The sequence below is a fragment of the Dapis brunnea BLCC-M229 genome (assembly GCF_050015995.1).
Lineage (GTDB): Bacteria > Cyanobacteriota > Cyanobacteriia > Cyanobacteriales > Microcoleaceae > Trichodesmium.
The window spans coordinates 1-17166 of sequence record NZ_JBNHEP010000121.1 but is presented as its reverse complement, the minus strand read 5'-3'; the positions used below and the strand labels follow the sequence as shown (position 1 = coordinate 17166).

The 17166-nt window shown below is 35.0% G+C and carries 13 protein-coding genes; 4 read left to right on the top strand and 9 right to left on the bottom strand.

All coding sequences use genetic code 11. The annotated features are described in order from the left end of the window. Window positions 1–864: 864 nt before the first annotated feature. From ACP6PM_RS14560 to speB, 5 genes are all read right to left on the bottom strand, one after another. Window positions 865–1980 (bottom strand): geranylgeranyl reductase family protein, encoded by a 1116-nt coding sequence (locus ACP6PM_RS14560; protein WP_426585759.1) that lies wholly within the window; start codon window positions 1978–1980, stop codon window positions 865–867. Between the two features lie 260 nt (window positions 1981–2240). After that, window positions 2241–2789, bottom strand: coding sequence for a ribosome recycling factor (gene frr / locus ACP6PM_RS14555; protein WP_426585757.1), 549 nt, complete (start codon window positions 2787–2789; stop codon window positions 2241–2243). Next, window positions 2770–3504: a UMP kinase gene (gene pyrH / locus ACP6PM_RS14550; RefSeq protein WP_293108906.1), complete on the bottom strand. Its 735-nt coding sequence runs from the start codon at window positions 3502–3504 to the stop codon at window positions 2770–2772. The genes frr and pyrH overlap by 20 nt, the downstream gene beginning before the upstream one ends. Before the next feature lie 478 nt (window positions 3505–3982). Then, window positions 3983–4519 (bottom strand): thioredoxin family protein, encoded by a 537-nt coding sequence (locus tag ACP6PM_RS14545; RefSeq protein WP_426585761.1) that lies wholly within the window; start codon window positions 4517–4519, stop codon window positions 3983–3985. A gap of 795 nt (window positions 4520–5314) precedes the next feature. Continuing rightward, the gene (gene speB, locus ACP6PM_RS14540; protein ID WP_426585755.1) at window positions 5315–6226 is read right to left on the bottom strand and encodes an agmatinase; all 912 of its coding nucleotides are present in this window, start codon (window positions 6224–6226) and stop codon (window positions 5315–5317) included. A gap of 924 nt (window positions 6227–7150) precedes the next feature. Here speB and ACP6PM_RS14535 point away from each other — a divergent pair. After that, window positions 7151–8032: an alpha/beta fold hydrolase gene (locus ACP6PM_RS14535; RefSeq protein WP_426585753.1), complete on the top strand. Its 882-nt coding sequence runs from the start codon at window positions 7151–7153 to the stop codon at window positions 8030–8032. 207 nt (window positions 8033–8239) lie between these two features. Here the strand turns inward: ACP6PM_RS14535 and ACP6PM_RS14530 are convergent, their stop codons facing one another. The 4 genes from ACP6PM_RS14530 to ACP6PM_RS14515 all read right to left on the bottom strand — a co-directional run bounded on the left by ACP6PM_RS14530 (window position 8240) and on the right by ACP6PM_RS14515 (window position 14188). Further along, window positions 8240–10264, bottom strand: coding sequence for an ABC transporter ATP-binding protein (locus tag ACP6PM_RS14530; RefSeq protein ID WP_426585751.1), 2025 nt, complete (start codon window positions 10262–10264; stop codon window positions 8240–8242). Between the two features lie 99 nt (window positions 10265–10363). After that, window positions 10364–11554: a glycosyltransferase family 4 protein gene (locus ACP6PM_RS14525; protein WP_426585750.1), complete on the bottom strand. Its 1191-nt coding sequence runs from the start codon at window positions 11552–11554 to the stop codon at window positions 10364–10366. An 897-nt stretch (window positions 11555–12451) separates the two neighbouring features. Then, entirely contained in the window at window positions 12452–13660 is a 1209-nt protein-coding gene (locus ACP6PM_RS14520) for a glycosyltransferase (RefSeq protein WP_426585748.1), read from the bottom strand. Window positions 13661–13975: 315 nt separating this feature from the next. Beyond that, complete coding sequence (locus tag ACP6PM_RS14515; protein ID WP_426585746.1) at window positions 13976–14188, bottom strand: hypothetical protein; 213 nt, start codon at window positions 14186–14188, stop codon at window positions 13976–13978. A gap of 191 nt (window positions 14189–14379) precedes the next feature. Here ACP6PM_RS14515 and gloB point away from each other — a divergent pair, with 191 nt between their 5' ends. The 3 genes from gloB to ACP6PM_RS14500 all read left to right on the top strand — a co-directional run bounded on the left by gloB (window position 14380) and on the right by ACP6PM_RS14500 (window position 16799). Then, a complete protein-coding gene (gene gloB / locus ACP6PM_RS14510) occupies window positions 14380–15153 on the top strand; it encodes a hydroxyacylglutathione hydrolase (RefSeq protein ID WP_426585744.1) in 774 nt (257 codons plus the stop codon). A gap of 740 nt (window positions 15154–15893) precedes the next feature. Further along, window positions 15894–16211 carry a DUF2605 domain-containing protein gene (locus tag ACP6PM_RS14505; protein WP_426585742.1) on the top strand — a complete coding sequence of 106 codons (318 nt, stop codon included), beginning with the start codon at window positions 15894–15896 and terminating at the stop codon, window positions 16209–16211. Window positions 16212–16484: 273 nt separating this feature from the next. After that, window positions 16485–16799, top strand: coding sequence for a DUF2973 domain-containing protein (locus ACP6PM_RS14500; RefSeq protein ID WP_293103794.1), 315 nt, complete (start codon window positions 16485–16487; stop codon window positions 16797–16799). Window positions 16800–17166 lie beyond the last annotated feature (367 nt).

The window sequence follows — 17166 nt, the reverse complement described above, 5'->3', positions numbered from 1 at the left end:
GAAATTTTCCGACTATTGCTATATACGCCAGAGTTAATACATTTTCTGAAGCACCTAGCCAGAGGAGATGGATAGTGAAAATTTTTCTACTATTGCGTATAGAGCAATGATAAATTCATTTCCTGAAGCATCCCCCGCCAGAGGAGATGGATAGTGAAATTTTCCGACTATTGCGTATAGAGCAATAATAAATTCATTTTCTGAAGCACCCGTCCGAGGGGATGGATAGTGAAAATTTTTCTACTATTGCGTATAGAGCAATAATAAATTCATTTTCTGAAGTACCCGTCCGAGGGGATGGATAGTAAAATTTTCCGACTATTGCTTTATACGCCAGAGTTAATTCATTTTGTTAAGCACTCCGTCCGAGGGGATGGATAGTAAAAATTTTTCTTCTATTGCGTATAGAACAATAAATTCATTTTCTGAAGCACTCAGCCCGAGGAGATGGATAGTAAAATTTTCCGACTATTGCTCTATACGCCAGAGTTAATTCATTTCCTGAAGCACTCAGTCCGAGGGGATGGATAGTAAAAATTTTCGACTAGACCGACACACCTTAAATGTTGCATTAGAAAAAAACGCTCTCCACAGTTTTAGCTGTGTCAGTCCACTACACTTATTGCACCATTTTTAGATGCGTCAGTCTACTACTGGACTCTCCCAGAGCAGTCCACGACATATTTTGCATAAAGTTGTCAGTCCACTACTAGACCGAAACAACTAAAATGGTGCGTTACGACTGATTGTTGTTGGGTTTTTCCGTTGGAAATTCTCCGCAAACGTCCCTCAACCCAACCTACATCTATTGCAACATTTAAGATGAAACAGTCTACTATTGAACTTCTAACTTCTGACTTCTACTTAACCTCTTCCTGGCAAAAAACTACTACTCAGTTTCTTAATAGCAGTATTAGCAATATCCGCATAACGCAATTCTCCACACAAAATTTTACTCATCACTGTAGTAGCTGCCGGTAACTTAACCCCTACTTTATAAGCTACTTTCGGAAACCGATAAAATGCTCCTGCTAAACGACCCGCCCAAACCATATCCGCACCCCATTCTTCATTAACTATCTGAGTATATTTTTTCAGAGCATCTCCATCGCCTCCCAATGCTCGATCGATCGCTTCAGCAGCTTTTACACCACTAAAAATTGATGGGCGAATTCCTTCTGCTGATAAGGGGTCTGATAAACTTGCTGCTTCTCCTGCTAAGACAGCATTTTGAGTGTGAAGATTTTTATCTCCATCCCATAGAGAAATGTAATGTTCTAATAATTTATCTTGACTTATATTTGCACCAATTTGTTGAGCATATTCCATCAAATCTTTAGAGAGATTTTTGGCTTCCCCGCCTCTAAAAGTAGCAATACTAATTGAATAGGAATCAGCTTTAGGAAAACCCCAAATATTACCATTTTTAACTGTACCAAATTCAAAAGTAGCTTTTTGATTTGACTCATTTAATGGTGCTTCAAAAACTATACTTTGCCGTTTTTTAGATTCTTTAAAACCCAACCATTTAGCCATTGGTCCTTTAGCTCCATCAGCAGCAATTAAATAACGACCAGTAAAAGTTTCGGTTGTTGTTTTAACTTCCCAAGAATCGCTTTTAAATTCAATACCTGTAACTTCTGTTTTATCTCTTAATTCTGCACCTTGTTCTGTAGCTTTTTGGATGAGAAAATTATCAAAAACATCTCGTTTTACCATCCACATAGGAACAGGCAAATCTGCTTCTACAGGGTCTTCTAATTTCCATGTATAACGAATTTTTTTGACCTTGAGAGAAATTGCTGGAGTTAAATCAAAGTCAAACCATTGAGCGATCGCTGGAGAGACCCCACCACCACAAGCTTTAACTCTGGGCAAAGATTCTTTTTCTATGACTAAAACAGAACGTCCTTTCTTAGCCAAATGATAAGCTGCTGTACCTCCTGCTGGACCTGCTCCTACGATTATACAATCAAACATTTCTTCTAATTCTAATACTGAGATTTTTTATGATTTGTGAGGATGGGAAAATACCTATTGAGTAGGGGCAGTTTCTATAGATAAGTTATTGACTTGGTTAAACCATCTATAAAACTTCCCCCCTGCAAAAGTCACAGAGTTCCCACCTTACCTATTATTCTCTAAGATACTCGATTTTGAATAGCTTGTCGATATAGAGGTGTTTGAACTTTTAATTTTTTACTTTTGACTTTTGTTTATATGTTATCTTCAAGATTTTTTTAAACTGTGGTAATATCCTTCTCTTTAGCAGCTAGTAACTCATCTATTTTGGCGATGTATTTATCTGTCTTCTTTTGAATTTTGTCTTGCAAATCTCGTGATTCATCTTTAGAAAGATCGCTCTTTTTTTCCTGTTTACGAACTGAATCTACGGCATCACGACGAATATTCCGGACAGAAACTTTCCCCTCTTCAGCAAGTTTTGCTGCTAACTTAACCATTTCCTGACGACGTTCAGTTGTTAGTGGAGGAATATTTAACCTAACAATAGATCCGTCATTGTTGGGAGTTAAACCAACGTCTGACATATTAATAGCTTTTTCAATCAAGTTGAGACTACTTTTATCAAAAGGTTGAATAGTAATTGTACTAGCATCTGGCACACCAATATTTGCCATAGATTTGAGTGGAGTTGGAGTTCCATAATACTCCACTATTACTCTGTCTAAAAGAGAAGCATTAGCTCTTCCTGTTCTAATAGTATTGAAGGAACTTTGAGTCGCTTCAATTGCTTTTTTCATCTTATCCTCAGCTTCTTCTAGATTCATTAAAACCTCCTACAATAGTTCCAATTTTTTCTCCCATAACAGCTTTACGGATATTACCCGAAACTGAAAGGTTAAATACAATAATCGGGATATTATTTTCTTTGCAAAGAGCGATCGCCGTACTATCCATTACCCGTAAGTCTTGAGTTAATACTTCCGTGTAATTCAGGGACTCGTATAGTTTGGCCTCTGGATTCTTATGTGGGTCAGAATCATAGACCCCATCAACTTTAGTGGCCTTAAAAATCACCTCTGCATCAATTTCTGCCGCTCTGAGAGCAGCAGTAGTGTCAGTAGTAAAAAATGGATTACCAGAACCCGCACCAAAAACCACCACTCGACATTTTTCTAAATGGCGAATAGCTCGGCGACGAATGTAAGGTTCAGCTAGTTCCTGCATAGCGATCGCTGTTTGGACTCTTGTTGGTACTCCTGCTTGTTCCAGGGCATCCTGTAAGGTAATAGCATTCATTACAGTGGCAATCATACCAACATAATCTGCTGTTGCCCTATCCATTCCCTTAGAGGCTGCTTTCACACCTCTAAAAATATTACCGCCTCCAACTACAATTGCCATTTGGATTCCTGTGGCCACTACTTCGGCCACTTCCTGAGCAATTCCTTGGACTACTGCTGGGTCAATGCCATAGCCCAAACTTCCCATCAAGGCTTCACCGCTCAACTTGAGCAAAACCCGTTGATAAACTGTCCCCATGCTGTGAGTATTTTTTCAACTAAAGTTGCTTCCACAATACGATACCAGTTGAGCTACTTTTTTCCACTATTTTATTCTTTAGAATTAGATGATAAAAAGTTATCGATTGGTATTTATTCAGTTGTTTATGAGTTTAGTCAGGTCAGTCTTTGTCAAAGGGTTTTATCAGTAATTGGATAGAAGTATTTAGGGTCTGCTGAAATAGTTTTTGGTGAGGAAAGGCTAGAGGCAATAGTATTTTTCAGATTTAACAGCAGTGAAGCATTTTATTGTCTCAGTCCAAAAACTGCATTAGTTTTGAATAAGTTCAGTTTAAAATTTGAGGCTTTGGACCTCATTTTTTGGGATAAAATTATAGGTTTTAGGGAATACTTTAACAAATAACATAAAAGAAGAAAAACAACTGTACTTGAGAAAAAGTGATCGACGCTTTATTTTGTTTATTGAATCCAACCATATAACTTTTGAATCATAATTTCTAACGCCATATAATTGAGCAACCAATAGCTTCTGTAGTAGATGGAATTACTATTTTACCTTCGATAATTTGGGCGATCGCCTGACGTAAATAAGCAACTTTTACTGCTTCTGGCTGAGTAACATTATCATCTATTAGACCACGATATCGTAACTTACCTTCTCGATCCAATAAAAAAGCCTGGGGTGTTTTCTCAGCCCCAAAGCTGATTGCTACATCTTGCGTCACATCCCGAATATAGGGAAAATTAAGTTCATTATTAGTTGCAAATTCTTTCATTTTTTCAAAGCTATCTGCTGGAGAAATTATCGCATCATTAGAATTCATTCCAATTATGATTACTTCTTGGTCTTGAAAATCTTTTTGTAGTTGTTTAATTCGTTCAATGGATGAATTTACTTCTGGGCATTGATTGCTCAAAAAAATCACACAAACTACTTGAAAATTTTCTAAATATCTAGCTAAATGATGAACCTCATCATCTATTCCTGGCAATTCAAAATCTGGAGCATAATTATCAATTGTAGTACCATTCATTTCAGTTAAACTCATATATTTATTCCCTATCAAAAATTTCCCTTACTTAAAACAAAATATTTTTCTATAATATCTCATCTTTCGTAAGCATTAAGCCATCATTTATCGCTCATTAGCTGATAGCCAGATAATACCAGTTAAAAAAAATATACAAAAAGTTCATCTCAATCGGATTTACTTAAAAATAGCTTCTCCAATTCCTTTAATACGGATATTTATATCATTTTTACCTTTTTTTCTTCAATATTTATTCCAACTTTGGTCTTCCAACTTCCGTCTGACCTACTCCCGTTGCATGGAACGTCTCTACCATTTATAACAAACATTTATTAAATTGGTATAAAGTCTGAATCAATGATAATTAAAAATATTAGCTAAAGGGCGTAGTTGACCAAAAAATAAGGCTAATAAGTCTCCCCTTGTATAAGGGATGAAAAAAATATTCGATTCAGTATTTCAAGGATAAGGCTTCAGCCAGAGATACTAATAACTGTTTCGCTACACGATATGAAAAGCAAAGCTCCGACCTAGGAGACTAACTAATAACTGAAATAACCCCACTATATCTATTTGTCCTTCATTTTTATCGCTAAGGTGCTAATCGCTAATAGCTAAACGTTTACCGAAAAATTAAAGTTTAAAGCCTCTCCTAATAGGATAAAAAGTTGTGGGTTAGCTAAATGCCATATCCAATCGACCAAGAGAAGAAAAAAATTTCCTTTGAACTAATCCTTTTATTACAGAAGAGGTAATTATTAATTATTAATTGTTAATTATTAATTATTGAACATCTTTCTACCAGCCTTGAGCTAATGCTTGATAACCAATAAGTTTATAGACTAATTTCGCTGCTGTAAACTCAGATACTACCGAATCAGTAATTGGAGCCAACTCCATAATGTCACAACCTACTACTTCATGTAATTCAAATATTCTTCGCAAAAATGTAGTTAAAGAATACCAATTTAATCCTCCTGGTTCTGGTGTACCAACTCCGGGAATTAATGTTGGGTCAATTCCATCTAAATCTATTGTTAAAAACACACGTTTAGTCTGAATACTAGCTATTGCTCTTTCCATCCAATCTGGCTGAATGGCTATTTCTCTTGCTCTAAAAACAGTTAAATTTTTCTCCTTGATTAAATCTGCTTCTTCTTTACAAATTGCCCGAATACCTATTTGTACTGTTGGTAACCCCATCTCAAATATCCGTCGCATTACACAGGCATGGTTATATATTGAACCTTCATATTCATATCGCAAATCCCCATGAGCATCTATTTGAATCACAGTAAAAGGTTCATCAAAATATAACTTTTTATAAGCTTTAACTATCCCATTTGTAATGCTATGTTCTCCACCTATAGCAATCACAAATTTTCCATCACTCACTAATTTTTCTAGTGTTTCTTGAGTAAATTTTAGCATATCTAATGGGGAAACTTGTTTTCCATTTCGAGTATCTGCTATAGCTTCGTGAGTATATATACCAACTTCCAAACCTGTTTCCCTATCTAATTCTTCGTCATAACATTCTAACTGTTGAGACGCATCTAATAATACTGCCGGACCATTAACACAACCTCTTCTATAAGTAGTAGTTGCTTCATAAGGAATTGGTACAATTACTACTTTAGCAGTAGTGTAATCTGGCTCAATTTCTGAACCAATAAATTGTAGAAGTGATGTAGGGTAAATTGCTGACATTTTTTTGACTATATTAAATTTCTAGGATGAACTAAAAATTGAGAAAACTTATCTGATTATTTGAAATATTAAATGCTCTTGTCTTATCCTAATAAGTAACTTATTTACAATTTCCATTTCTCCCTATTCTGTAAAAAAAAGGAATTGGTCAAATTACTACTTTAGCAGTAGTATAATCTGGGTCAATTTCTCAACCAATCAATGTTAGAAGTGATCTAGGGTAAATTGCTAACATTTTTTTGACTATAGCAATCCGCGCATAGGTTGCGGGTAATAAAAAAGTAGATAAAAAAACTGAAACTCCAGCCATATGAGCTGTTGCCATATGAGCTGTTCCCTAAAAGCGGTAAGATTTTTATACACAAATAAAATAGGATTGCTATATATTAATTTTTTAGGAGCGGGCTAAAACTGGCTAAAAACTGATAAAATTTATCCGATTATTATCAATAATAAATTCTACTTGCTTTATCTCAATAAGTAACTTATGATAATTCCTGTTTCTCCCTACTCCCTCCTCCCTAAAAAACAAAGGAATTGGTCAAATTACTACTTTAGCAGTAGTGTAATCTGGGTGAATTTCTCAACCAATAAATTGTAGAAGTTATGTAGGATAAATTGCTACAGCAATCAGGAATGATTTTGAGAGAATTTAAGAACATTTAATATGAACCAAAATCCTTTTATCTTCTGACTCCTGACTCCTGGCTCCTAATTAGCACTAAAATCTTACAACTCAAATATGATTGGTATAAAATTTTTTTGACTATATTAATTTTCTAGGAGCGGGCTAAAACTGGCTAAAAACTGATAAAATTAACCCGATTATTATCAATAATAAATTCTACTTCCCTTATCTGAATAAGTAACTTATGATAATTCCCGCTACTCCCTACTCCCTACTCCCTACTCCCTAAAAAAGAAATGATTACCACAAAAACTTGGACATGGCGAGGATGGCCGATATGCTACCAAAGCCAAGGAGAACAGGGGCCTCCTGTAATATTAATACATGGTTTTGGAGCTTCTTGGGGACACTGGCGCAAAAATATTCCTGTACTAGCTGCCAGTTGTCGCTGTTATGCTATTGACTTACTAGGTTTTGGCGGTTCAGCTAAACCTACCCCAAGTCAAGATGTCACCTACACATTTGAAACCTGGAGTCAACAAATTAGGGATTTTTGTAGAGAAATAGTTGGCGCTCCTGCTTTTCTTGTCGGAAATTCTATAGGTTGCATTGTGGCAATGCAGACAGCAGTTGATAATCCCAATCTTATTCTAGGCATAGGAATTATCAATTGTTCTCTGAGACTTCTGCACGAACGGAAACGGTCTACCCTTCCTTGGTATCGTAGTCAGGGGTCGCTGATAGTACAAAAGTTGTTAAAAGTCAAGTGGATAAGTCAATTATTTTTTAACCAGTTAGCAACTAAGAAAACTGTTAAGCGAGTATTGTTGGAAGCATATGAACGTTCTGGAGCAGTAACAGATGAATTAATCGATCTATTATTGAAACCTGCAAAAGATGAAGGAGCAGTTGACGTTTTTGTAGCTTTTACTGGTTATTCTCAAGGACCTTTACCGGAAGATTTATTACCTATATTACCCTGTCCAGCCATAATTTTATGGGGAGAGAAAGACCCCTGGGAAAATATTGAATTGGGAAAGGAATTTGCCAAGTTTAAAACTGTAGAAAAATTTATTCCTTTGCCTGGAGTTGGTCATTGTCCTCAAGATGAAGCACCAGAGTTAGTAAACCCTATTTTGCAGGAGTGGATATTAGAAAAATGGGGGATTAAGGTCTAGTCCTAGATTATCAAAATTTTGGGGATGTATATTCATCGATCAAAAAAATTACTCCTAAATATCAATTATGAAAAAATATTAAAACATAGTTTTGATAACTATGTAGAGTAAGGTGGCAATAAACCAAAAGTTACAAAACGATAAAAGCCTTATCAATTAATACTTTTGGCTTTTGATTTTTTACTTGATAAATTCAGCATAGCGCTACTAGGCTTTCTTTTCCTTTCCTAGTTGATTTTCAAATATCTCTAGGGTTCTTAGAAGAGAAATTGATGACTGAAAAGCTTCTTCAGTAAGTTCTATTTTTTCTTCAGGTGTATCAATTATCTCATCACCTAGTAATGTTAAAGAACCAATAATTTTGTTAAGAAAACCACGAGCTTCATAAGATGCCTTAGCTAAAATCTGTTGGTCAATATATTTATCTGCTTCAGACTGGTCGCCAAACTGTATAGAATAGAGACGGTGATAGTAACCATCTGGTTTTTCTAAAAGTTCTAAATGAGTACCAAATTCGACTAACTTTCCACGGTCTAAGACAGCTATTTGATCGGCATTTTGAATTGTTGAGAGACGGTGGGCAATAACTAAAACTGTGCGATCGCGACTTAATTTATCGATGGCCTCCTGCACCAAACGTTCAGAAACTGTATCAAGGGCACTGGTGGCCTCATCTAAGATTAATATTTCTGGATCTTGCAATAGTGCCCTAGCAATGGCCAATCTTTGTCTTTGACCTCCCGAAAGCATGACGCCGCGATCGCCTATCTCAGTTTCCCATTGCTTTGGTAATTCCATAATAAAATCATAAGCATTAGCTTGTTTAACAGCTTCAATGATTTCATTTTCTGTGGCATCAGGACGAGCATAGATAATATTATTTTTTACCGTGTCATTGAACAAATGAGTAGTTTGACTAACAATACCAGTTTTCCTCCTGAGACTGGTAATATCAAACTCGCGCAAGTCAATACCATCTATAGTAATGGAACCAGAAGTAGGGTCATAAAATCTTGGTAGTAGATCGGCAAATGTTGACTTACCTGCTCCTGAACCTCCCACTAATGCTAATGTTTTACCTCTAGGCACAGATATATCAACATTTTTGAGAACCAAATTATCATTACCTGGGTAAGAGAAGGAAATTTTCTTAAAATGAATTTTTCTCCTCACCTTTTGAAAAGGTATGGAACCAGGTTTCATAATTGGTTTATTGTCTCTTCTCCATAAATCTACCGCCATATCAAAACTAGCAGATCCTTTGGCAATTTGATTACGACTGCCATTAATTTGGGAGACAATAGGTAGTAAGCGAAACAGAACTAAAAGATAGGTAAGTAAGACAGCAGAAACATTAGCAATTTGATCGGCAAATAAATATCTACCTAATAATAAAATACCGATGACCGTCATCATGCTTGTCACTTCATTTACTGGAGCTATTAACGCTGAATTCATTTTTTCTCTCAACGCTATATTCTCTAGGGAAAGCATTAATTTTCTTATATCTCTATATTCTCTCTTTTCACTACTTACTGATTTAATTAACCGAATACCGCTCAAGGTCTCAATCACCTTAATTGCATAATTTTTTTGTTCCCTATTTAAAACAGATCCAAATTTCTTTGACCGACGAATAAATAGCTGATTAATTGCTACTATTAAAGCTACCAATAGAGCAGAAATTAAAGTAAGTTGCCAAGAGATAGAAATTAGTAAACTGACAAATAAAGAAAGAGTTATGAATTGAGTTACTAGATTAACATAAGCATTAATTGTTCCTGTACATTGAGCTGTATCCGAGCCTAAACGTTTTGTTAAATCTCCTACTTTGACTTTAGTGAAGAAATCTAAATCGCTATCCATTAATGTTTGGAACATTTCTGATTTAATCGTATTTGTCAGGCTACGATTAAAAGCTACTGTCAACAAACTCCTTAAATATGTCGTTAAATTTTTGAGAACAATAGTTAATATAACTGCTAAAAGCATTACCAAAAGGCGATAATTTTCTGGAACTCCATCAAATGGAGATAATAAAAATTTAATTATCGGTGGAGAACCTTTCAGCTCAATTTCTTGACCAGAAATTTGCAGTAGTATAGGTACTATTAGAGCTGTATTAACTCCATTAAATAATCCACTAGCAAATCCTAAGATAATGTTTCCAATAATTTGAAAATTGAAAGGCTTACGCAGAATAAATTTTAAGATAAATTCTTTTCCAGACATTTATATTTACCTTGTATCTAAGATTAAATTATATAAATTATTACAACTTTTAATTAATAAATTTGGTTTGTAGGAACAGATATTATCATGGTAGGGAATTTAATAAAAACCCGGTTTATAAGCTTTGATTAAGTCTGATAAAATCGTTGTCATAGCATCAATACTATAGTATTTAATACATCTTTCTCTAGCCTTAATTCCTTGGCTATTTGCTGCTGTTAAATCATTAAATATTGATTCAATTTGTGCTGCTATTTGTTCGGGAGAACCAGGCTCAACCAAATAACTAGTATCGCCTACAATTTCTGGAATATCACCCACTTTTGTTGCTATTATTGGTTTAGCCATTGCCATTCCATCAGTTAATTTTAATGGAAATTGTGCTTTAGCTTCGGGAGTATCTCTTTGAGGAACTACTATTATATGAGCAGCAGCTACAATTTCTGGCATAACAGTAGGTGGATATTTTGCCATTGAAATTATCCAACGTCCCCATTTTTCTTTTAATTGACAGTCATAATCATCATAAGGACTACCACCCACTATTACCAATCTTAAATCTGGCTGATTGAGTTTGTCTAAAGCTATTAAAACATCCTCCACTCCTTTATAAGGTCGGGGCGCTCCTGGAAACATTAATATTCTATAATCACTCAATCCATAACGAGTTCTACTTACCTCTGGATCGTATTTATTTGGGTCAAATAAAGTTGTGTCTTTACCATTTGGTAAATATACACCACCAAAACGTTTTTTGAGAAATTGATTGTGTAGAGTCACCTGGTCTGCTTTTGAGACAAAACTTTCGATCCATTTTAAATAGAAGGGGTCGTCTGGTTGTCGTAAAGCTCCTTCTGACTTCAAAATATCTCTAGCTAATTGTTTAATACTGGGACTATATTTCCAATTATCCCCTCCATGCCAGCTTAACTCCCAATCATCAATATCTAAAAATACTGGGCGACTGGTCTGCATTTTTTTGATTAGAGCTAAACCAAGACTACTTGGTTTAAGTTTATAAGCATAAATAATATCTCCACTAATTTTGTCTAATAGCTCTTTAGCAGAAAGTAAAAATCCCGGATAATATTTATTGCTAACAATAGGGATAATCGATAGTTCAGTCTGACTAATATTTATGGGAGAATTTGCATCAACAAAACCTAATATTTCTACATCACATCCAATCTTTTTTAGAGCTTGAGATAATAAAAAGGGACGGACTGCTCCTCCCCATCTACCTGCTCCACTGCTAGATAAGTCGCTAGCTATTATGGAAATCTTTACCAAATCTGCAAGCCTCCAAATTCTAGGTTAGTCCAAAAACTTTTAACCATCTAAAGTAGCGAGAGAAATCTTTTCCGCTTCGTGATAAAACTACGTTTCGCACTAAGCGATAGAACTCCGTTCCGCTTCGCGATCGCCAGTCAAATTTGCCTAATACTTTTTTAATTTAACCATAAATCTACTCAATATTAACCTAGTTACGCAGTAAAATTAGATATTTCAAATCTTCTGATGTATCCTGAATGGTACTAACTAACTAAGTAGGTAGGCACGAATAAACATCACTATGTAACTAAATGTTAAAGCAGTTGAAACCCTTGAGATTGCTTCCTTCCGCTCCGCTTCAGTCGCTGCGGACGTACTTGTAAATTTTTTTACCTACCTACTTATAGTAATTCTTAACTGTGAGTTAGGTAATAAAATTTATATTTTAGGGAACAGGGATACAGGTAGTAGACTCACACATCTTAAATGGTGCAATAAATTTTTAGGAAAAGTCTGAATTTATTCAGATATTAAGTCATTTTTATAATGCACGGTTTTAACTGTATCAGTCCAGTAGCAACAGAAAATAATAAAAATAATTTGACCTCAAAAAGGTTGAGCAACACTCTCTACAGCACTAAATATTTATATAGTTTATATAGCAATCCTAATTTCAGTTGTAATATTTTGGTGGTAGTTAGGAGTCAGTAGTAAGCTAGGGTAGCCGTCGAATTAGCGATATACATAATTTCAAAGGTTTTCAGTTAAAATTAACTATTATAAAAATTTTCACAACCAATGCGCGGATTGCTATAGTATTTTTAATTAAGTCTGGAACACTTACTTAGGCTGCAACACTTGATTTAAAGAGTTGACAAAAAAAATTCTCTCTATCCCATTCTTATTCTATATTATCTACTTATCTATTTGAGTCACTCGCCAACTAAGTTTCATATTTACCCAGAAGTTCCATAAAGTAACAGTAGCAATAGCTATTAACTTAGCCAGATATTCATTAATTCCAAAAAGATTAAATAATAAGTTCACAATTAGTAAATTAAAAATCAAACCAGTCAGGCAAATTAAGTTAAATTTTAATAACCTTTTAACCCTTTTGCGCCAACCACATTGCGAACAGGAGATATCTCCAAAAGTCCATAGGTCATTCCACAGAAAATTATTGATAATTCCTGCTTCTGCAGATAAAATGGCACTGCCAGTTAAGCCCAAACCCACAGCTTCACGCAACAAATAAAATATTCCTATATCTACAGATACACCGCTAAAGCCAACTATAACAAATCGGATAAATCTACCAATCGGCCATTTAGCAAATCTTAAAGTTAGCAAGTGTTGTAAATATTCTATATATTGTTTCCAGGTAACTTTGCTTTCTCCTCCTAAACGTTCTTGGAAAACATAGCCTACTTCTGCCACCCACCGAATATTGCCTCGGCATAAAACTTCAATCAGGATTTTGTAGCCCACTGGACTTAGGATTTGGCCAGCGATCGCCGATCTATGGACCATAAAATAGCCACTCATCGGGTCAGAGAGTCGCCCTACCACCCCTGGCAAAATAACTAATCCCAAAAGTTGAGCACCACGGGACAAAAATCTTCTAACTATACTCCAGTCACTGACACCTCCTTCTTCAACATGACGACTAGCTACTGCTAAATCAGCACCTTTTTCTATTTCTGCTAATAGTTTTAAGAGAGTTTCTAAGGGATGTTGTAAGTCAGCATCAATAACTCCTAATATTTCTCCTTTTGCTACTTGCCAACCACGAACTACTGCTGTAGAAAGTCCTCTTTCTTTTTTTCTACACATTACCCGAAGTTGGGGGTATTTTTGTGTCATATTCTGAGCTACCTGCCAGGTTAAGTCCGGGCTATTATCATCTACTATAATTAATTCATAGGCGTTAGGGATTTGAGTATCTAATAGTTGAGTTAGTCTTTGGATCAGTGTTGGAATATTTTGACTTTCTTTGTATGTAGGAATTACTAGAGAAAGTTTAATTTCTGTGGGACTTAATTTTCTGGTATTTTCTGTTATTGCAGTAACCTTTAATAAACCAGTTGGGACTATTATTAATGAATTTTCTTGAGTTGTTATCATTAATTTATTCTCTTTTATATATCTGGTTTTTGTTATATTTTATTTACGTAAAAAAACGCAGTAATTACTGTTTTTATCTCATTTTTTAAACTTTTAAACCCCAAAATTAAATATTTTTTTTTCTGTAGCAATTTAGTTTTATACAGCTAGTTCAATATTAATATTTATTATAATTAATTATTTTGGCAGATAATTTTCCCTAGTTAAACAATGATTATGTAATTTAATTTTGCTTTGATATATTGCATATATTAAGAGCAAAATTAAATCTATTAATTTTATTTTCCAATAAATTTAGCTCTGCTATGAGCTTGACTAATTATCATCAATCAAATTAATTTTACCCATTTGAATAAAATCAAATATCTGATTAATTTGATGTCGCTCTTCATCAGTTATTTTTTTTCCAGATAAAATTGACGAAGTAAGCTGTAGGTATTCCCGACGACTGAGTTTACCTGATGTGATAATTCGGTTTACCATTTGATTAATCGTCACCTTTGGTTGATTTTGCTCACTCCATAACATAATTTATGATCTACTATCTATTTATAATTTGTTGATTTGGCATTTTATATTGCATCATACAGCTTTAAAAGTAGTATCGAATAAAATACTATATACCTTTATTGGCTAACTACGTTAATTTAATAGTTAAGAGGGTAAAGAAAAGATCCCTGAATAAAAATATTTGTAGATGAGGTATTAATTTAATTTTTATGGAGATTTATCGACTGCCAGCACTTTCAGACAACTATATCTTCTTACTACATGACCCAAATCAAAATATTGCGGCTGTAGTTGACCCCGCCGAAGTCAAACCAGTGCTGGAGAAACTGGAATTATTGGGGGCTGAGTTGGTGACTATTTTCAATACTCACCATCACCACGACCATGTAGGTGCTAATCAACAGTTAATCCAAAAGTTTCCCAAATTAACAGTTTATGGTGGAGTTGAGGACCGAGGTAGAATTCCTGGACAACAGGTATTTTTACAGGAAGGCGATCGCGTCCATTTTGCCGAGCGAGTGGGAGAGGTTTTATTTGTGCCTGGTCATACAAGTGGCCATATTGCTTATTATTTTCCTCCTTTAGTTGCTGGGGAAATAGGGGAGTTATTTTGTGGCGATACTTTGTTTGCAGGAGGTTGTGGTCGCTTATTTGAAGGGACACCAGTCCAAATGGTAGACTCTTTGAGTAAGTTGCGTAATTTACCTGAAAATACACGAATATGGTGTGCCCATGAATACACTTTGAAAAATTTACAGTTTGCTATGACTGTCGATCAGGAAAATCCTGATTTACAAGCTCGTTTTGCTGAAGTTAAGGAAGCACGCAGTCGTAATGAAGCGACTGTACCATCCATGATTGGTGTAGAAAAACGTACAAATCCTTTTCTGCGCTGGGAGCAACCTGCTCTACAATTAGCAGTTCAAAGTCAAGATCCTGTACAGACTTTTGCCCATCTGCGAGGAAAGAAGGATCGATTTTAACTTAACTTTCCAGTCAATTCTACATAGAGGAAGAAATTGGTCACGTTGCGTTTCAGTTTTTTAGGGTTAACAGGAGTTCGATGTTTTTGTGGCCTAAAAAGGGCAAAGGAAATAGGTCAATAGGCGAAAAATAACTTAAACCTAGATATATGAAAAGGATGGCCTATTTGATGTTACAGCATTATTGCATAAGCTTTTGATCTGATTTTTAAGGTATTTTTTCCTCGAGTACTATTATTAAATGTTTCAGGCTCCCGTTATTTTATCAAAATAATTAGGTCTAATACGCCGTCTTTTAAGGCGAAATGTTTTTGGAGGGTTGCTGAAAATCCCTGTGACAAAAACAAATTCTGTACGTCGCCAATCCGACGGCTCCCCTATCTGACTTTTGACTTCGTTAACCTGGTCTTTGAAATTTTCCTGAAGGCTAACAAAATGAAATTAGGATATTTGTTTTTTTATGCCTGTAAGCTTAGATGCTGTAAAGCTTCAATTGTGATTTTAGTCAAAAGTCACAAAAATTATTGTGAGCAATAGCATTTTTTGTACCTTAAGTATGTATAAATGAATAAGGTTTTATTGAGAATATAATAGTATTAGGTAACTGGTTTTAGCTGAGAAATGCTTATTCCTTTTATTTTCAAGTCTCAATAGCTTATTTTCAAACATTTATTAAGCAAAATGTTAAAAATTGTAAAGAGTGTTAAGATTAAACTAGAATAAGAAACTAATTTAGAAAAATGCTAAACCCCAAACTGCCAGAACCAGACTTACTTAAAGCGGTACTGCAACCCTTGTTAGAAGATTTCGAGTATTGGTTTGAGCGTTCCCGCCAGTTATTGGAGAGAGAAGAAATTACTTTTCTTAGTAGCAGTGAGCAATTCGACTTACTTAATAAGGTGAAGCAAGCTCAACAGGAAGTGAATACAGCACAAGCTCTTTTTCAAGCAACTGGAGGTCAAGTTGGGGTAGAAACTACAGTGCTTTTGCCTTGGCATCAGCTACTAACTGAATGTTGGCAAGTTGCAATGCGGTTTCGCAAAGAGCAATCTAGATAGAATGTACAATCACAATCAAAGTTAGTCTCAACCTGGGTTTATATCCTAAATTAAGAAACAGGTTGAGTTAACTTCTGAGTAGGAAACAGTTTTGAAGTTGATAATTGTTAATTTATAGTGACAACACTACCTGCTCTGGAAATGATGATGACATATCTAAATAAGATAATTTCTGCTTATAAAACTTATCCAGAGTGAAAGTGATAAAACTAGAAAAACTGTTTAATTTTTTTAAAATTTGCTGAGTGGCGATTTAGCCTTGAGGAGAATACCATGTTACATCTGCTTTATATCCTAGCCTTCACTACTATTGCTGTTTTGGCTGTTCGTAATTTAATCCGTAGTCTCTTAACTGTTGGACTTGAATCTCAATCTTTGCCCTCAAATCGAGGGTTGTCCAGTCGTGACTCCTATTCTCAGTCTCGTAGAATTCCACATCCAGAACTATTAGATGAATCTGGGAATTTTATTGATGAGCCTTTGTTAGTGATGCGCTCTGTTAATGTACAAGAAGCTCGTGAACAGTTGGATGCTATTTATAATTCTGAGGTTGGTTCAACTGGTGAAACTAAAGATGAAAAAAAGTAAATAGATAGTTACCATAAAATTAATAAAATGTCAAAAATTTGCTATTGGTTTGTTCCAAAAAAACTGATAACCAATAGCAAGTTATTTTTATACTTTGAAAAACCAGTAGTTTAAAGATAGTAATTCGAGCTTGCTGAAAAAGTATTTTGCTGATGGGGGGCAATGTGGAATAAGCCATCGGCAAAATTTTTACAGTTAATTTTTCGGCGTTGCTGAGTGGTAATGATTTTTAGATTAAGTATCAACGCAAAACATAAGTTTTTCAATTTCACCGAATAATTAATTATTAATTATTAATTATTAAATAATTCGCGCCTTGAAGCCTCCCCTTGGATAGGGGAAAAAGCGGTCGGAAAGCGGAGCAGTC

Excerpts from the sequence above, each read along its gene's own strand:
- ACP6PM_RS14530 (WP_426585751.1), bottom strand. The coding sequence starts at position 10,264 with ATGTCTGGAAAAGAATTTATCTTAAAATTTATTCTGCGTAAGCCTTTC.
- ACP6PM_RS14545 (WP_426585761.1), bottom strand. The coding sequence starts at position 4,519 with ATGAATGGTACTACAATTGATAATTATGCTCCAGATTTTGAATTGCCA.
- gloB (WP_426585744.1), top strand. The coding sequence starts at position 14,380 with ATGGAGATTTATCGACTGCCAGCACTTTCAGACAACTATATCTTCTTA.
- ACP6PM_RS14500 (WP_293103794.1), top strand. The coding sequence starts at position 16,485 with ATGTTACATCTGCTTTATATCCTAGCCTTCACTACTATTGCTGTTTTG.
- pyrH (WP_293108906.1), bottom strand. The coding sequence starts at position 3,504 with ATGGGGACAGTTTATCAACGGGTTTTGCTCAAGTTGAGCGGTGAAGCC.
- frr (WP_426585757.1), bottom strand. The coding sequence starts at position 2,789 with ATGAATCTAGAAGAAGCTGAGGATAAGATGAAAAAAGCAATTGAAGCG.
- ACP6PM_RS14505 (WP_426585742.1), top strand. The coding sequence starts at position 15,894 with ATGCTAAACCCCAAACTGCCAGAACCAGACTTACTTAAAGCGGTACTG.
- ACP6PM_RS14515 (WP_426585746.1), bottom strand. The coding sequence starts at position 14,188 with ATGTTATGGAGTGAGCAAAATCAACCAAAGGTGACGATTAATCAAATG.
- speB (WP_426585755.1), bottom strand. The coding sequence starts at position 6,226 with ATGTCAGCAATTTACCCTACATCACTTCTACAATTTATTGGTTCAGAA.
- ACP6PM_RS14535 (WP_426585753.1), top strand. The coding sequence starts at position 7,151 with ATGATTACCACAAAAACTTGGACATGGCGAGGATGGCCGATATGCTAC.
- ACP6PM_RS14560 (WP_426585759.1), bottom strand. The coding sequence starts at position 1,980 with ATGTTTGATTGTATAATCGTAGGAGCAGGTCCAGCAGGAGGTACAGCA.
- ACP6PM_RS14520 (WP_426585748.1), bottom strand. The coding sequence starts at position 13,660 with ATGATAACAACTCAAGAAAATTCATTAATAATAGTCCCAACTGGTTTA.